The organism is Enterobacter cloacae complex sp. IR5450, from assembly GCF_049238665.1.
Lineage (GTDB): Bacteria > Pseudomonadota > Gammaproteobacteria > Enterobacterales > Enterobacteriaceae > Enterobacter > Enterobacter hormaechei_C.
This window is the reverse complement of record NZ_JBMKIC010000004.1, coordinates 131,126-145,727: the sequence shown is the minus strand read 5'-3', so window position 1 is coordinate 145,727 and position 14,602 is coordinate 131,126. Positions and strand designations below refer to the sequence as shown.

The window sequence follows — 14,602 nt, the reverse complement described above, 5'->3', positions numbered from 1 at the left end:
TGACAGTGTTACAACTACTTATAGCCGTTTTTATTGGTGGAGGCACGGGTAGCGTTGCGCGGTGGCTCTTAAGCATGCGGTTTAACCCTCTGCATCAGGCCATTCCGATGGGGACACTGGCGGCAAATCTGATCGGGGCGTTTATTATTGGGATGGGGCTGGCCTGGTTTAATCGCATGACCAACATCGACCCTATGTGGAAGGTTCTGATTACAACCGGTTTCTGCGGCGGCTTAACAACGTTTTCTACCTTCTCTGCGGAGGTGGTGTTTCTGTTTCAGGAAGGCCGGATGGGCTGGGCGCTGACGAACATTGCCGTTAACATGCTTGGCTCGTTTGCGATGACTGCGATCGCATTCTGGTTATTTTCCTCCGCCAGCGGACATTAAGCACGGCAACCTTAATGTTGGCTTAATTTTTCTCTGTCACTCTTGGCTCAATATTGAACGAGGGTGATAGCATGAAAGAAAATCTCTTAGGCGTGGGTATGGTATTGCTAAGCGTCGCGATCGTCGCCAGCTTCCTGAAGATCTATCTTATCGGTTGATCCAGAACGAAAAAAACCCGCTCATTGAGCGGGTTTTGAAATTCTTGCTGACGCGTCTGAATTACAGAGCGATTACGTTAGCAGCAGAAGGGCCTTTGGCACCGTTAGTGATTTCGAACTCTACGCGCTGACCTTCAGCCAGAGTTTTGAAACCATTAGACTGGATTGCAGAGAAGTGTACGAACACGTCTTTGCTGCCATCTTCAGGAGTAATGAAACCGAATCCTTTGGACTCATTAAACCACTTAACGTTACCTTTAATCTTAGACATCAAAATTACCTTTACATTAAAAAACGACACAAATGCTGTGTCGGGTATCAGTACAACAATTGTGAGGCGTTTTGTCCAGCGGATCTTTGATAAAAAGTGACAAAAGTCGCGTTAATTTTCGCTGTCCGATTTTTATTCTTTACATTTCAATGTCTGTGCATTTTTTGGCCGATTTAGCAGAAAAACTCAGTTAAAACTGAAACCGCATCCAGGCAAAGTAAACGTTACCGTTGTTATAGGTACCCGGTATGTAGGTCATCTGAAACGTCGCCGGAACGTAACCAATGGAGGCAAGCGGCAGCAGTACCGGAACAGGAATGTATTTCCAGTTATCACGCGCCGTAAACCCTGCCGTATAGCCCAGCCCGAGACGGAAGTTGTCGTCCGATAACGGACGCCAGGTTTTTTCCCAGCCGTAGCCACCAATAGGCTCCCATTTATTGTAGGAGTCCTTAAACGCCATCAGGTATAGGCCATGCCAGTTACCTTTTTCATCCCAGCGAGACTGACCGAAGCCGGCCCCCCACGGACGTTCGTTATAACGGTCTGTTTTTTCTTTATCGTAGGCGAAACGTGCATGCCACGTAATGGCCGGAATATAGAGATCGTAATGCTCAGGTTCATTCCATGTTTGCGCGACGTTATCCGTGAAGGTGGTGAACCAGCCTTTATCCGCTGTATTGCTGTCTGCATTAACAGCAAACGCACACGATAACTGCCCAATAATAAACAACAAAATCAGGGGGAATTTAATTCGTACAATCACAATGCCATTACCATATTTAGTATTCGGTGCAGACCTTAACACAGAATACTTGAATGAACGCTTAACAGCATGGGTGTTATTCCTAATTACCATCCCGTTCCTGGGAATAATCTGAGGATACATAAACTGCATGCCTGAATAAGCACATGCAGTTGACATATTTAACGTTGATGTAACAATTTGTAGAGTGCGGGAATAACTAACATCGACAATAACGGTGCCGTTACCATGCCACCAATCATCGGCGCGGCAATACGTTGCATCACCTCCGAGCCACTCCCACTCCCCCACATGATGGGCAGCAGTCCTGCCATAATAGTAGCGACCGTCATCACCTTCGGACGCACGCGCAGCACGGCACCTTCGTGGATCGCCCGCATCAGCACCGTATTTCCCCCTTCTGGCTCCAGCCTGTGATATTTATCGATCGCATGATTCAAATAAAGAACCATAATTACGCCGAATTCTGCCGCCACTCCGGAGAGGGCGATAAAGCCAACGCCCCCCGCCACTGACAAATTATATTCAAGCAGCCACAATAACCACACGCCCCCAATAAGCGCGAACGGCAATGTCCCCATTATTATCAGGACATTTGATATCCGCCTGAAGGTTAACCATAAAAGGACGAATATAATCATCAGCGTGACAGGTAAAACTATTTTGAGCCTCTCGGTCGCCCGTTCCAGATATTCAAACTGCCCGGACCAGGAGAGAGACACGGCCTGCGGCAATACCACCTTCTCTCCCACCCGTTTTTGCATTTCATCCACGGCGGATTTCAGATCGCGCCCGCGCAAGTCAACATAGATCCAGCTGGAAAGGCGCGCGTTTTCACTTTTTAGCATCGGTGGGCCTTCCGTCACGACGATATCGGCCAATTCCCCCAGCGCCACCTGGCTACCGCTGGCGGTCACTACCGGCAACACCCGCAACGCGTCGACGTTATCACGCAAATCGCGGGGATAACGCAGGTTGATGGGATACCGCTCGCGTCCCTGGATCACCTCGCCAATGTTATCGCCCCCGACCAGCGTGGAGACCAGGCTTTGCAGTTCATCGACGGAAACGCCGTAGCGCGCGGCTTTTTGCCGATCGATACGAATATCCACGTAGCGTCCGCCTTCCAGACGCTCCGCCAGCGCAGAGGAGACGCCAGGAACGTCCTTCACCACCTGCTCAATCTGCCGGGCCACACGCTCAATGTCGGCAATATTATTGCCGTTCACCTTAATGCCGACCGGGCTTTTGATCCCGGTTGCCAGCATGTCCAGACGGTTACGGACAGGCGGCACCCACACATTGGCAATGCCCGGCAGCGACACGGTTTTATCGAGCTCCTCCACCAGCTTTTGCGGCGTCATTCCTGGCCGCCACTGCTCGCGGGGCTTAAAGTGGATGGTTGTTTCCAGCATGGTTAATGGCGCGGGATCGGTTGCCGACTCTGCCCGACCGGCTTTGCCAAACACGCTCGCCACCTCCGGGACGCTTTTGATCAAGCGGTCCGTCTGCTGAAGCAGCCGTGATGCCTCGCGAGCAGAGATCCCCGGCAGCGTGGAGGGCATATAGAGTAAATCTCCTTCATCCAGCGGCGGCATAAATTCGCTTCCCAGGCGGCTCAGCGGCCAGAGCGTGGCGATCAGCAGCAGACATGCCAGTGCCAGCGTCGTTTTCGGGAAGGTCAGTACCTTGTCCAGCAGCGGCTCATACAGGCGGATCAGGAGGCGGTTGATCGGGTTTGCCTTCTCATCCGGGATTTTCCCGCGAATGAAAAAGCCCATTAGCACCGGCACCAGGGTGATCCCAAGCCCGGCGGCCACGGCCATCGACCAGGTTTTGGTGAACGCCAGCGGCGAGAACATTCTCCCCTCCTGCGCTTCCAGCGAAAAAACCGGTATAAATGACAGCGTGATGATTAACAGGCTGCAAAACAGCGCCGGTCCCACTTCAACCGCCGCCTTTTCCGCCAGACGCCAGTATTCCCCCGGCGCGGGCTCCTTGCCCGGATTATCATGCCGCCACTGCTCCAGCACCTTGTGCATGTTTTCAATCATCACAATTGCGGCATCCACCATCGCCCCGATGGCAATGGCGATCCCGCCGAGCGACATCATATTCGCGTTAATGCCCTGATAGTGCATCACCACAAAAGCCCCGAGGATCCCCAGCGGCAGAGAGACCATCGCCACCAGCGCGGAGCGCAGGTGGAACAGGAACAGCGCACACACCAGTACCACCACGGCAAACTCTTCGAGCAGCTTGTGCGTCAGCGTTTTGACCGAGTCCTCAATCAGCGTGGAACGATCGTAGACCGGAACAATCTCGACTCCCTGCGGCAGCGTTTTTTGCAGCTCGCTCAGTTTCGCTTTTACCGCGCGAAGGGTTTCCAGCGCGTTCTGCCCGTAGCGCATCACGATTACGCCGCCAGCAACCTCCCCTTCACCGTTAAGCTCCGCCACACCCCGGCGGATCTCCGGGCCAATGCCAATGGTGGCGACATCTTTCAGCAGGACAGGTACGCCATCGCGGGTGGCGATCACCACATTGCGAAAATCCTCCAGCGAGCGCAAATAGCCCGTTGTCCGCACCATATACTCCGCTTCGCCCATCTCCAGCAGGGCGCCGCCGCTCTCCTTATTGGCGGCCTGCACCGCGCCGGATAGCTGGCTGTGGGTAATATTCAGCGCGCGCATTTTCGCCGGGTCCGCCACGATCTGATACTGACGCACCATTCCGCCAATACTTGCCACCTCAGATACATTCGGTACCGTCTTAAGCTCGAACTTAAGCGTCCAGTCCTGTAGGGCCCGCAGATCTGCCAGGCTGTGTTTTCCACTACGGTCGATCAGTGCATATTCGTAGATCCAGCCGACGCCCGTCGCATCCGGCCCCAGCGACACCTTCACGCCCGGCGGAAACTGCGCCTGTACCTGGCTTAAATATTCCAGCACCCGGGATCGCGCCCAGTAGAGATCGGTGCCATCCTCAAACAGCACATACACATAAGCGTCACCAAACATTGAAAAACCGCGCACGGTTTTAGCGCCCGGCACAGACAACATGGAGGTTGTCAGCGGCCAGGTCACCTGATCTTCAATCACCTGCGGCGCTTTCCCGGGGTAACTCGCTTTGATAATGACCTGCACATCAGACAGATCGGGCAACGCGTCCAGCGGCGCGCGCTGCACCGCCCACCAGCCCCAGCTGGCCATCATCAGCGCGGCCAGGATCACCAGCAGGCGGTTACGCAACGAGGCGCGAATCACAGCGGCAATCATGGCGTCACCTCCGGCATCACGCTACGCAGGCTGGCTTCGGAATCAATGAGGAATTGCCCGGACGTCACCACCTTATCGCCCTCTTTGACCCCGGACAGGATCGCCGTCCAGCCCTGCGCCGTCAGGCCGGTTGTCACCGTCACAGGCCGGAAATAACCGTCCCCGCTAGCCAGCAGCAGACGCGCAGACTCTCCGCTGTTAATCACCGCCTCTTCCGGCACCGCCAGCACCGGCGGGCCTTTCATCTCTTCCGCACGCCTGACGGAGAGGTACATGCCCGGCTTCAGCTTATGTGCGGAATTTTCCAGCACGATACGGGCTTTCAGGGTTCGCGTGGTCGTCTCCATCTGCGGCAGCAATTCGCTGACCGTGCCGTGGAATTGCTCCCCCGGCCAGCTTTCTGACGTTGCGACCACGTTGCTGCCCACTGCCAGAGACTGCGCCTGCGTTTGCGGGTAATCGACCACCAGCCAGACCGGATCGAGCCTGGCGATCTCAAACAGCGGCGCCGTTGCGGTGATTTGCGCCCCTTCCCGCACGTCCAGCTTCACCACATACCCCGCCCGGTCAGCGCGCAGGGTGAGCGTGGTCTGCGGCTTACCGCTACGCTCCAGCAAACGAATGACCTCTTCCGGCATAAACTGCAACGCCAGCCGCTCGCGTGCGGCGCGGGTCAATGCGGCATCGCCAAGCTGACGAACCGCGAGATACTCCTGCTGGGCGGTGGTCCACTGCGGGATCCACAGTTGCGCCAGCGCCTCTCCGGCTTTCACCTGCTGCTGCGGCGCATTAACAAACAATTTTGACACCACGCCATTGGCCGGGGCTGACACCACCGAGACGTTACGTTCATCCGTTGCAACCGTGGCAAAGACCGAGAACGGCGAAACCAGCTGGCGCATCTCAACGTTGGCGGTTTTCATCCCCAGGTTTTGCTGCTGTTGAGTGCTGATGGCCACGCCTGACGCCGCCTGTGCTTCATCGGCGTAGCGCGGGACCAGATCCATATCCATAAAGGGGGATTTACCCGGCTTATCGAAGCGCTGACCGGGCACCATAGGGTCGTACCAGTAAAGCACCTTACGTTCAGAGGGTTGTGCAGCCGCAGCCGGCTGATGCGTCTGCTTCTGTCCGACAAAATAGCCGCCAGCGGCAGCTATCGCGATGGCAATCGCCATTAACGTTGTTTTTTTCATTGCGCCAGCTCCTGCGGGATCAGCCAGTTCACGGCAGCCCAGGTTCGCGCCATTTCGCGCTCCGCCTGGTTCACCGCCAGTTCCGTATCCAGTACGCCACGACGCGCCTCCAGCAGGGCCGGAAGCGCCGACTGTCCAGAGCGATATTGCGCCGTCAGTACCGCCAGCCGTTGACGCTGCAACGGTAGTACCTCGTCCCGCTGTCGCTGCCACACCGTTTGCGCAGCCTGATACTGCGCCACCAGCGTTTGCACCTGGGCAATGTGTTCGCGCTTGAGCAGCGTCAGTTGATCCACCGCCTGCATAGAGCGGGAAACATCGGCGGCGTAATTCTTGTCCTGACGTTTTGACTGGAACAGAGGCAGATCCACGCTGAACATCACGCCAGCCATATCGTCATAGCCTTCAGCGCGGTGGGCGTAATAGACCTCCACATCCACATCGGGTATCGCCGCCACGGCAGATTGCGCTGAACGCGCTTTCGCGGTCTCGGCTTCACGTCGTGCGGCCTCCACTTCCGGGTGCCTGACGATCCCCTCCTGCAACGTTTTTTCATCGGCAGGAAGACGCTGATAGCGCGGCAGCGGACCGCGAACCGCCGTAATCGCGTGCCCCGTAAGCTCCAGCAGACGGCTTTGCGCCAGCTGCACATCCCGCTGCGCCAGCGTCTCTTTGTCGCGCATGGAGCTGAGGATCATTTGCAGGGCCAGTACGCTGTCCGGCATTGCGCTTCCCGCCCCGACGCTCGCCTTCTGCACGCCGCGCTGACGTTCCGTTTCACGGACCAGCGTTCTGGCCGTGTTCAGTGCCTGCTGGGCCAGCGCCAGATCCAGCCAGGCCTGGGCGGTATCACGCTGAAGCGCGGCGCGGACGGCCTCGGATTTTGCCAGCACGCTTCGCGCCTGCGCCTGAAAGGTCTGCGCTTTACGTTCCCGCTTCTCTGAGCTGACGTAGCTTTGCATGATGCCAACCTTCTGCATGGTCATCCCTTCGCGCGTCAGCCGCCGATCGTTGCTGCCCTGTACCGGCACGTTTTCGATACCGAATTTCAGTTTTGGGTCAGGTAATTGCGTGGCGGAATCCGCCATCGCATCCAGCGCCTGCGCTTCGTTACGGCTGGCGGAAAGTTCTGCTGAGTAGCGCTGGGCTTCGGTCAGGGTGTGTCGAGCGTCCACGGCTCCGCCTGCGCGGCGGAGGTTAACAGGCCGAACAACACCCCACCGAGCCACAGGCTCAGTGTGTGTTGTTTCATGGTGACCTCGCTTAGCGCGCTGGCGTCAGCGAGATAATCTGGAAACCGTCACCCGCACGCTCAAGCGTGAAGGTCACCTCATCCCCCGGTTTGGTGCCATTCAGCGTGGCGCCGGCAGATAAAGTAAACGGCATGGTCATCGCTGACCATTTTAGTTCCGGTATGGCCTCGTGCCGGAGCATGACGGCGCTGTCAGAGATCGACTGAACCACGCCGCGGCCCTGCCAGGTCTGGTTTGCCTGAACGGTATAAGAAGCGAAAGAGACGGACGCGCCAACCAGCGCGGAAAGGAATACGGTACGCATGATAAAACTCCTGTTAAACGTTAAGTAAATAAAATCAACGAATTAACAGGTTTTTACTCCCGAAACCGGCAATAGCGGATCGTTGCCGGCGGCCCCACAGCAGGAGGGGTAACGGACCACGCAGAATGGCTTGCAGACGAGCACTCTGGCGGAGTTAAGGTCAGGGTCATGGCGGCAGGCAGCGCCACCAGATGCGGCTGGGCAGGATCTTTTTGTACCTGATCCGGCACACAATGTTTTTCACACAGCGGTGAAGCACCGGCAGCATAATGCGGCCCCGGTTGCGCCATCATCTCCATATGCTGGATGGTGGCCACCTCGCCGCGCAAATCCATTGAACATTGATGGGAGGCGACGGCCACCTGAGTCTGGATCAACAGCCAGCCAAACGCCAGCAAAAACATCAGCAGATGTTTTTTGATAAAGCGCAGGCGATATGTCCAGGTGGCGTACATATTGAGATCGTCGGACAGGAGAAAGTGAACCGAGTATAAGCAGGCAAAAGAATGAAAGAGGAGTGGTTTTAAAGAGATTTACGTTTTAAATCGATTGTCGGCAAGTAATACTCAAAACCTTAACACTTCACCATCAATTTAATGACATATAATATCTATTCATCAGGTCAATAACGTCTTAATATAAATGACGCAGGGTTAGCAAAAATATCGTCATCAGTGCCTTTAGTAGTCTCTTTCTTGATTTTAATCAGCAAGGACTGGACATTTATTCGGCACATTTCAGCTTCTTTTTTATTGATTATTTGTCTCTCGGGCAGCAAGGAAATAGGGGAAATCATGCTTACTTTTCTCGAACTCCTCATTGGAGTCGTGGTCATTGTCGGTGTAGCACGCTACATCATTAAAGGTTACTCAGCCACCGGCGTGCTATTTGTCGGCGGCCTGACGCTGCTGATCATTAGCGCGCTAATGGGTCATCAGGTTTTACCCGCCAGCGAAGCCAGTACCGGATATACCGCTACCGATATTGTGGAATATATAAAAATTCTGCTGATGAGCCGCGGCGGCGATCTGGGCATGATGATCATGATGCTCTGCGGATTTGCTGCCTATATGACCCATATCGGCGCGAATGATATGGTGGTAAAGCTGGCTTCTAAGCCGCTGCAATATATTAACTCCCCCTATCTGCTGATGGTCGCGGCCTATTTCCTGGCCTGTCTGATGTCATTAGCCGTTTCCTCAGCAACGGGCCTTGGCGTGCTGTTAATGGCAACTTTATTCCCGGTAATGGTTAACGTCGGGATCAGCCGTGGTGCAGCGGCGGCTATTTGCGCCTCTCCGGCGGCGATTATTCTCTCCCCTACTTCCGGTGACGTAGTGCTGGCCGCGAAAGCCGCGGAAATGTCGCTAATTGACTTCGCCTTCAAAACCACACTGCCGATCTCCATCACCGCTATTCTCGGCATGGGCGTGGCGCATTTCTTCTGGCAGCGCTATCTCGATAAGAAAGAGAACGTCAGCCACGAAATGATGGACGTCAGCGAAATCACCACTACCGCCCCGGCGTTTTATTCCATCCTGCCCTTCACGCCGATTATTGGCGTGCTTATTTTCGACGGCAAATGGGGCCCGCAGCTGCACATCATCACTATCCTGGTGATCTGTATGCTGCTGGCGGCCATCCTGGAGTTCGTTCGTGGTTTTAACACCCAGAAAGTGTTCACGGGTCTGGAAGTAGCCTTCCGCGGTATGGCGGATGCCTTCGCGGGCGTGGTGATGCTGCTGGTTGCCGCGGGGGTGTTTGCCCAGGGGCTGAGCACCATCGGCTTTATTCAGAGCCTGATCTCTATCGCCACCTCGTTCGGCTCGGCCAGCATTATCCTGATGCTGGTGCTGGTGGTGCTGACCATGCTGGCGGCGATGACCACCGGCTCCGGTAACGCGCCGTTCTACGCCTTTGTTGAGATGATCCCTAAGCTGGCACACTCCTCCGGCATCAACCCGGCTTACCTGTCCATTCCAATGCTTCAGGCCTCCAACCTGGGTCGTACCATTTCTCCGGTATCGGGCGTGGTGGTTGCGGTTGCGGGGATGGCGAAAATCTCTCCGTTTGAAGTGGTAAAACGCACGTCAGTGCCGGTGCTGGTTGGCCTGATTATCGTTATTATCGCCACCGAAGTACTGGTTCCCGGCGCTGCCTAAGCGAAATTCCTGATTTCCAAAAAGCGCCTGCGGGCGCTTTTTGTGCTTTAATAACCCCCAGAAATTAATCGCGCCCAACCAATCAGGAAAGCAAATGTTCAGGAAGGATATCGTTATCCCGTCTGGCGCAGTAGCGCTTGCACTCTGTGTCTTCTCAATTCAGGCAGATCCGCTTAAGCCAACCCAGTACGACGATTTCGATCGCTACGTTCTGGCCCTTTCCTGGCAAACCGGATTTTGCCAGAGCATGGTCGAACGTAACCGTGACGAACCGGAAGAGTGTCGCCTGCAAAAAGAGAGCAGCAACAAAACCGATTTTCTGACCGTCCACGGCTTATGGCCAGCATTGCCGAAATCGATTGCCGCTCGCGGAGTGGATGAACGCCGCTGGATGCGCTTCGGCTGCGCCACTCGTCCGGTTCCGAATATGCCGGAAGCAAAAGCCAGCCGCAAATGTGACGCCGCAGAGACCGGACTATCGCTAACGGGCGCGGCGAAGCTGAACAGCGTGATGCCCGGCGCGGGCGGCAACTCCTGCCTTGAACGTTATGAATACGCGAAACACGGCGTCTGCTTTGGTTTTGATCCCGACGCTTACTTCGGCACCATGGTGCGCATGAACCAGGAAGTGAAGCACAGCGCGGCAGGAAAATTTCTGGCGGAAAACTATGGCAAAAGCGTCCGCCGCAGCGACTTCGATGCAGCCGTGGCCAAAAGCTGGGGAAAACAGAGCGTAAAAGCGTTCAAGCTTACCTGCCACGGCAATCCGGCTTATCTGACCGAAATGCAGATCTCGCTGAACGCCAGCACCATCAACAACCCACTCTCTGCCGGCTCCTTTGCGCCACAGCCGCATCCGGGCAACTGCGGCAAACAGTTTGTCATTGATAAAGCCGGTTACTGATGCTGCGCCGGGCAACTTTTTGCCCGGTTTTTCATCGGCTTCCGTGATATGACGATTAACCTCACACTTCCGCTCACACGCATCATTTTTCCAGCAAAAGCATTATTAATCTGGTAAACATCACTGAAACCTCCCCGTCATAATCGTGGCGTTATCTACAGGAGGAATTTCACATGGCTAAAAAACTGATTGCACTGTGCGCCTGCCCGATGGGCCTGGCACATACCTTCATGGCAGCCCAGGCGCTGGAAGACGCGGCGACGGAAGCCGGTTATGAGGTAAAAATTGAAACCCAGGGCGCGGACGGGATCCAGAATCGCCTGACCCCGCAGGATATTGCCGACGCTGACATTATCATCCACGCCATCGCGATCACCCCGGAAGACAATGAACGCTTCGAAACGCGCGACGTGTATGAGATTACGCTTCAGGACGCCATTAAAAACGCGGCAGGCACCCTGAAAGAGATCGAAGAGATGATTGCAGCAGAACAATAATAATCTTCACATCCAGGGGTTTTCGTCATGGCTATTAAAAAACGCAGCGCGGTTCGCCCGAACAGTCACGAGGGTGACACACTTGCCATCAAATCCGCACCGGTTGCCGCCGGTGCGTCTTTCTGGAAAGAGCTTCCACAGCACATTATGTCGGGGATATCCCGCATGGTGCCAACACTTATCATGGGCGGGGTTATCCTCGCCATTTCACAGCTTATCGCCTACGTCTGGCTGGAGATCCCGCCTGACACCGGTATTCTCGACGCGCTTAACTCAGGCAAATTCACCGGTTTCAATCTCTCGCTATTGAAATTTGGCTATCTGACTGAATCGTTCGGCGGGCTGCTGTTCAGCTTCGCCATCCCAATGTTTGCCGCCTTTGTCGCCAACTCTATCGGCGGAAAACTGGCCTTCCCGGCCGGGTTTATTGGTGGCCTTGTCGCCACGCAGCCGACGCTGGTGCTGAACTTTGATGCGGAAAAACTGACCTGGCTTGCCACCAAACCCGTGCCCTCCACGTTTATTGGCGCACTGATTATCGCCATAGCCGCAGGCTATCTGGTCAAATGGCTGAATAGCCGCATTAACGTTCCACAGTATCTGCTGGCCTTTAAAAGCACCTTTCTGATCCCAATCCTCTCGGCGCTGTTTGTGATGCAGGCGATGTATTACATCATCACGCCGATTGGCGGCTGGCTGAATGCAGGTATGCGGACCGTACTGCTGGCGGCGGGTCAGGCGGGCTCCATGATGTACGCCATCGGGATGGCGGCGGCCACGGCGATTGATCTTGGCGGCCCCATTAACAAAGCGGCGGGATTTGTTGGCCTGGGGCTGACAACCGATCATGTCCTGCCCATCACCTCCCGCGCCGTGGCGATTGTTATTCCGCCCATTGGTCTGGGGCTGGCCACGCTGATTGACCATCGTCTGACCGGCAAACGCCTGTTTAGTCCGCAGCTTTATCCGCAAGGCAAAACGGCCATGTTCCTCGCCTTTATGGGCATCAGTGAAGGGGCCATCCCGTTCCTGCTGGAAAATCCGCTTGCGACGCTGCCGGCGTATATGGCGGGCGCGATCGCCGGTGCAATGACCGCCACCGCGCTCGGTGCCGTGCAGTGGTTCCCTGAATCGGCGATCTGGGCGTGGCCACTGGTCACCAATCTGGGGGCGTACATGCTCAGTATTGTGGTCGGGGCGGCGATCACCGCGCTGTTGGTAGTGATTATTCGTAACAGTCTGCACAAGCGCGGGAAACTCGCTATCAACACGCTGTAACGGGGTGAAACATGGAATTACTGAGAAGGCTTCGTGCCTGGCTGGCTGCGGAAAAACTGGACGGCGTGCTCATCTCTTCGCGCCAGAATAAACAGCCGCACCTGGGCATTTCAACCGGTTCGGGCTATGTACTGGTGACACAAACCGCGGCACATATCCTGGTGGATTTCCGTTACTACAGCGATATCGCTTCACGAGCGGCGGGCTATGAGATGCACCTGCTTAACACGGAGAACCCGCTTGCGCAGGCGGTGAATCAGATTATTGCGAAGGAAGCTCTCACCCGTCTTGGCTTTGAGGGTGAATACGTGAGCTGGCAAACAGGCGTGCTGTGGCGCGATACGCTGAATACCGCCCTTTGCAGCACCTCGCTCGACGCGCTGCGGCAGATAAAAACCGCTGACGAAATCGACCGTATCCGTGCAGCATGCGGCATTGCCGACCGCGCCGCACAGCACATCCGGCGTTTCATTCAGCCCGGTATGCGCGAACGTGAAGTCGCTGCCGAGCTGGAGTGGTTTATGAAGCAGGAGGGTGCGGACAAGCCCTCTTTCGACACCATTGTCGCCAGCGGGCCGCGCGGTGCGCTGCCCCACGGCAAAGCCTCTGACAAAGTGATTATGCCTGGCGAGATGATCACCCTTGATTTCGGCGCCCAACACCAGGGGTATTGCTCGGATATGACAAGGACCTTTCTTGTCGCCGGGCAAAACACGCCGCCGGAGGAACACCCTCTCTATGCGGTGTACCAGATCGTTCTGGCGGCACAACAGGCAGCTATTGATGCCATCCGCCCCGGCGTTTCCTGTCATCAGATCGATAGCGCCGCACGTTCCGTGATTGAACGTGCAGGTTACGGTCCGCAGTTCGGGCATAACACCGGCCATGCCATTGGTATTGATGTTCATGAAAATCCACGTTTTTCCCCTACTGACCGCACCCCGTTGCAGCCCGGCATGGTGCTGACCGTTGAGCCGGGGATCTACCTTGAACACCTGGGCGGGGTACGAATTGAAGATGTGGTGCTGGTGACGGAAACGGGCGCCGAGGTGCTTTATACCTTCGACAAACAGCTATTGCTGACGGGAGAACAAGAGTGGACAGCGATTTACTGCGCGCCCTGAGCGAAGCAGACGCCATTGCGGCCTCAGAGCAAGAGGTGCGCGACATCCTGCTCAGTGAGGCGCAAAAATACCATAAAGAGGTTCAGTTTGATGGGCTGGGTTCCGTGCTTATCCGCGTCAACCAGAGCCGGGGCCCGAAGGTGATGGTCTGCGCCCATATGGATGAAGTCGGTTTTATGGTGCGTAGCGTCTCGCGCGAAGGGGCCATTGATGTCCTGCCCATCGGCAACGTGCGCATGATGGCCCGTACCCTTCAGCCGGTGCGCATCACCACGCGTAACGGGAAAAAAATACCGGGACTGCTGGATGGGGATCTGAAAGGAGAAAACGTTGACAATTTGCGTGTCGACATTGGCGCGACGTCGGCGGAGGAGGTGTTCGCCGCCGGTATCGACGCAGGCGACCGCGTGACGTTCGATACACCCTTTCAGACCCTTCCCCACAATCGGGTGATGGGTAAAGCCTTCGACGATCGTCTCGGCTGTTACCTGCTGATTGCGCTGCTGCGCGAGCTGCACCAGACGCCGCTCGACTGCGAGCTTTGGCTGGTGGCCAGCTCAAGTGAAGAGGTCGGCCTGCGCGGCGGCCAGACCGCCACGCGCGCCATTCATCCTGATATCGCGCTGGTGCTGGATACCGCCTGCTGGTCAAAAAATTTCGATTATGGCAGCGCCAACCATCGCCAGATCGGTGCGGGCCCGATGCTGGTGCTGTACGACAAAACGCTCATCGCCCCAGCCAAACTGATTGCGCTGGCTGAGACAATCGCGCGCTCGCAGGGGATCCCGCTGCAAAAAGACATGTTCAGCAACGGCGGAACGGACGGCGGGGCGATCCATCTCTCCGGCACTGGCGTGCCGACTCTTGTGCTTGGTCCCCCTACCCGACACGGGCACTGCGCGGCATCCATTGCCGACGAAAAAGACATTCATCACACCCAACAACTGCTTGTCGCGCTTGTGGCAGGCATGAACCGTGAGACCGTGGATCATCTGACGGACTTCAGATGCTGAGCTCACGCG

General features: G+C 56.1%; 13 protein-coding genes and 1 pseudogene. 7 read left to right on the top strand and 7 right to left on the bottom strand.

Annotation, left to right across the window (positions count from 1 at the left end; all coding sequences use genetic code 11):
- Positions 1 to 5: 5 nt before the first annotated feature.
- Positions 6 to 389 carry a fluoride efflux transporter CrcB gene (crcB, locus tag ACOTYB_RS05775; RefSeq protein WP_017382474.1) on the top strand — a complete coding sequence of 128 codons (384 nt, stop codon included), beginning with the start codon at positions 6 to 8 and terminating at the stop codon, positions 387 to 389.
- Positions 390 to 608: 219 nt separating this feature from the next.
- On the opposite strand, the gene cspE is transcribed toward crcB, so the two are convergent.
- The 7 genes and pseudogenes from cspE to ACOTYB_RS05740 form a co-directional block, all read right to left on the bottom strand.
- Entirely contained in the window at positions 609 to 818 is a 210-nt protein-coding gene (gene cspE, locus ACOTYB_RS05770) for a transcription antiterminator/RNA stability regulator CspE (RefSeq protein ID WP_002439184.1), read from the bottom strand.
- Between the two features lie 190 nt (positions 819 to 1,008).
- On the bottom strand, positions 1,009 to 1,584 hold the full coding sequence (gene pagP, locus ACOTYB_RS05765; RefSeq protein ID WP_409248776.1) for a lipid IV(A) palmitoyltransferase PagP: 576 nt from the start codon (positions 1,582 to 1,584) through the stop codon (positions 1,009 to 1,011).
- 161 nt (positions 1,585 to 1,745) lie between these two features.
- Positions 1,746 to 4,862, bottom strand: coding sequence for an efflux RND transporter permease subunit (locus ACOTYB_RS05760; RefSeq protein WP_126525177.1), 3,117 nt, complete (start codon positions 4,860 to 4,862; stop codon positions 1,746 to 1,748).
- Complete coding sequence (locus tag ACOTYB_RS05755; protein ID WP_409248775.1) at positions 4,859 to 6,058, bottom strand: efflux RND transporter periplasmic adaptor subunit; 1,200 nt, start codon at positions 6,056 to 6,058, stop codon at positions 4,859 to 4,861. The genes ACOTYB_RS05760 and ACOTYB_RS05755 overlap by 4 nt, the downstream gene beginning before the upstream one ends.
- Positions 6,055 to 7,310 (bottom strand): annotated as a pseudogene (locus ACOTYB_RS05750) (TolC family protein). The gene ACOTYB_RS05755 and the pseudogene ACOTYB_RS05750 overlap by 4 nt, the downstream one beginning before the upstream one ends.
- Positions 7,311 to 7,321: 11 nt before the next feature.
- Positions 7,322 to 7,615, bottom strand: a complete 294-nt coding sequence (locus tag ACOTYB_RS05745) for a copper-binding protein (protein ID WP_032608845.1) — start codon at positions 7,613 to 7,615, stop codon at positions 7,322 to 7,324.
- A 53-nt stretch (positions 7,616 to 7,668) separates the two neighbouring features.
- A complete protein-coding gene (locus tag ACOTYB_RS05740; RefSeq protein WP_126525174.1) occupies positions 7,669 to 8,070 on the bottom strand; it encodes a hypothetical protein in 402 nt (133 codons plus the stop codon).
- A 339-nt stretch (positions 8,071 to 8,409) separates the two neighbouring features.
- On the opposite strand from ACOTYB_RS05740, the gene dcuC reads away from it, so the two are divergent.
- From dcuC to ypdE, 6 genes are all read left to right on the top strand, one after another.
- Positions 8,410 to 9,777: an anaerobic C4-dicarboxylate transporter DcuC gene (gene dcuC, locus ACOTYB_RS05735; protein WP_017382481.1), complete on the top strand. Its 1,368-nt coding sequence runs from the start codon at positions 8,410 to 8,412 to the stop codon at positions 9,775 to 9,777.
- A gap of 94 nt (positions 9,778 to 9,871) precedes the next feature.
- Positions 9,872 to 10,681: a ribonuclease I gene (gene rna, locus ACOTYB_RS05730; RefSeq protein ID WP_409248774.1), complete on the top strand. Its 810-nt coding sequence runs from the start codon at positions 9,872 to 9,874 to the stop codon at positions 10,679 to 10,681.
- 173 nt (positions 10,682 to 10,854) lie between these two features.
- On the top strand, positions 10,855 to 11,178 hold the full coding sequence (locus tag ACOTYB_RS05725) for a PTS fructose transporter subunit IIB (protein ID WP_017382483.1): 324 nt from the start codon (positions 10,855 to 10,857) through the stop codon (positions 11,176 to 11,178).
- 27 nt (positions 11,179 to 11,205) lie between these two features.
- On the top strand, positions 11,206 to 12,456 hold the full coding sequence (locus ACOTYB_RS05720; protein WP_421765770.1) for a PTS fructose transporter subunit IIC: 1,251 nt from the start codon (positions 11,206 to 11,208) through the stop codon (positions 12,454 to 12,456).
- A gap of 11 nt (positions 12,457 to 12,467) precedes the next feature.
- Positions 12,468 to 13,580: an aminopeptidase gene (gene ypdF, locus ACOTYB_RS05715; RefSeq protein ID WP_126525173.1), complete on the top strand. Its 1,113-nt coding sequence runs from the start codon at positions 12,468 to 12,470 to the stop codon at positions 13,578 to 13,580.
- Entirely contained in the window at positions 13,553 to 14,593 is a 1,041-nt protein-coding gene (ypdE, locus tag ACOTYB_RS05710; protein WP_058658460.1) for an aminopeptidase, read from the top strand. Before ypdF ends, ypdE begins: the two co-directional genes overlap by 28 nt.
- Positions 14,594 to 14,602 lie beyond the last annotated feature (9 nt).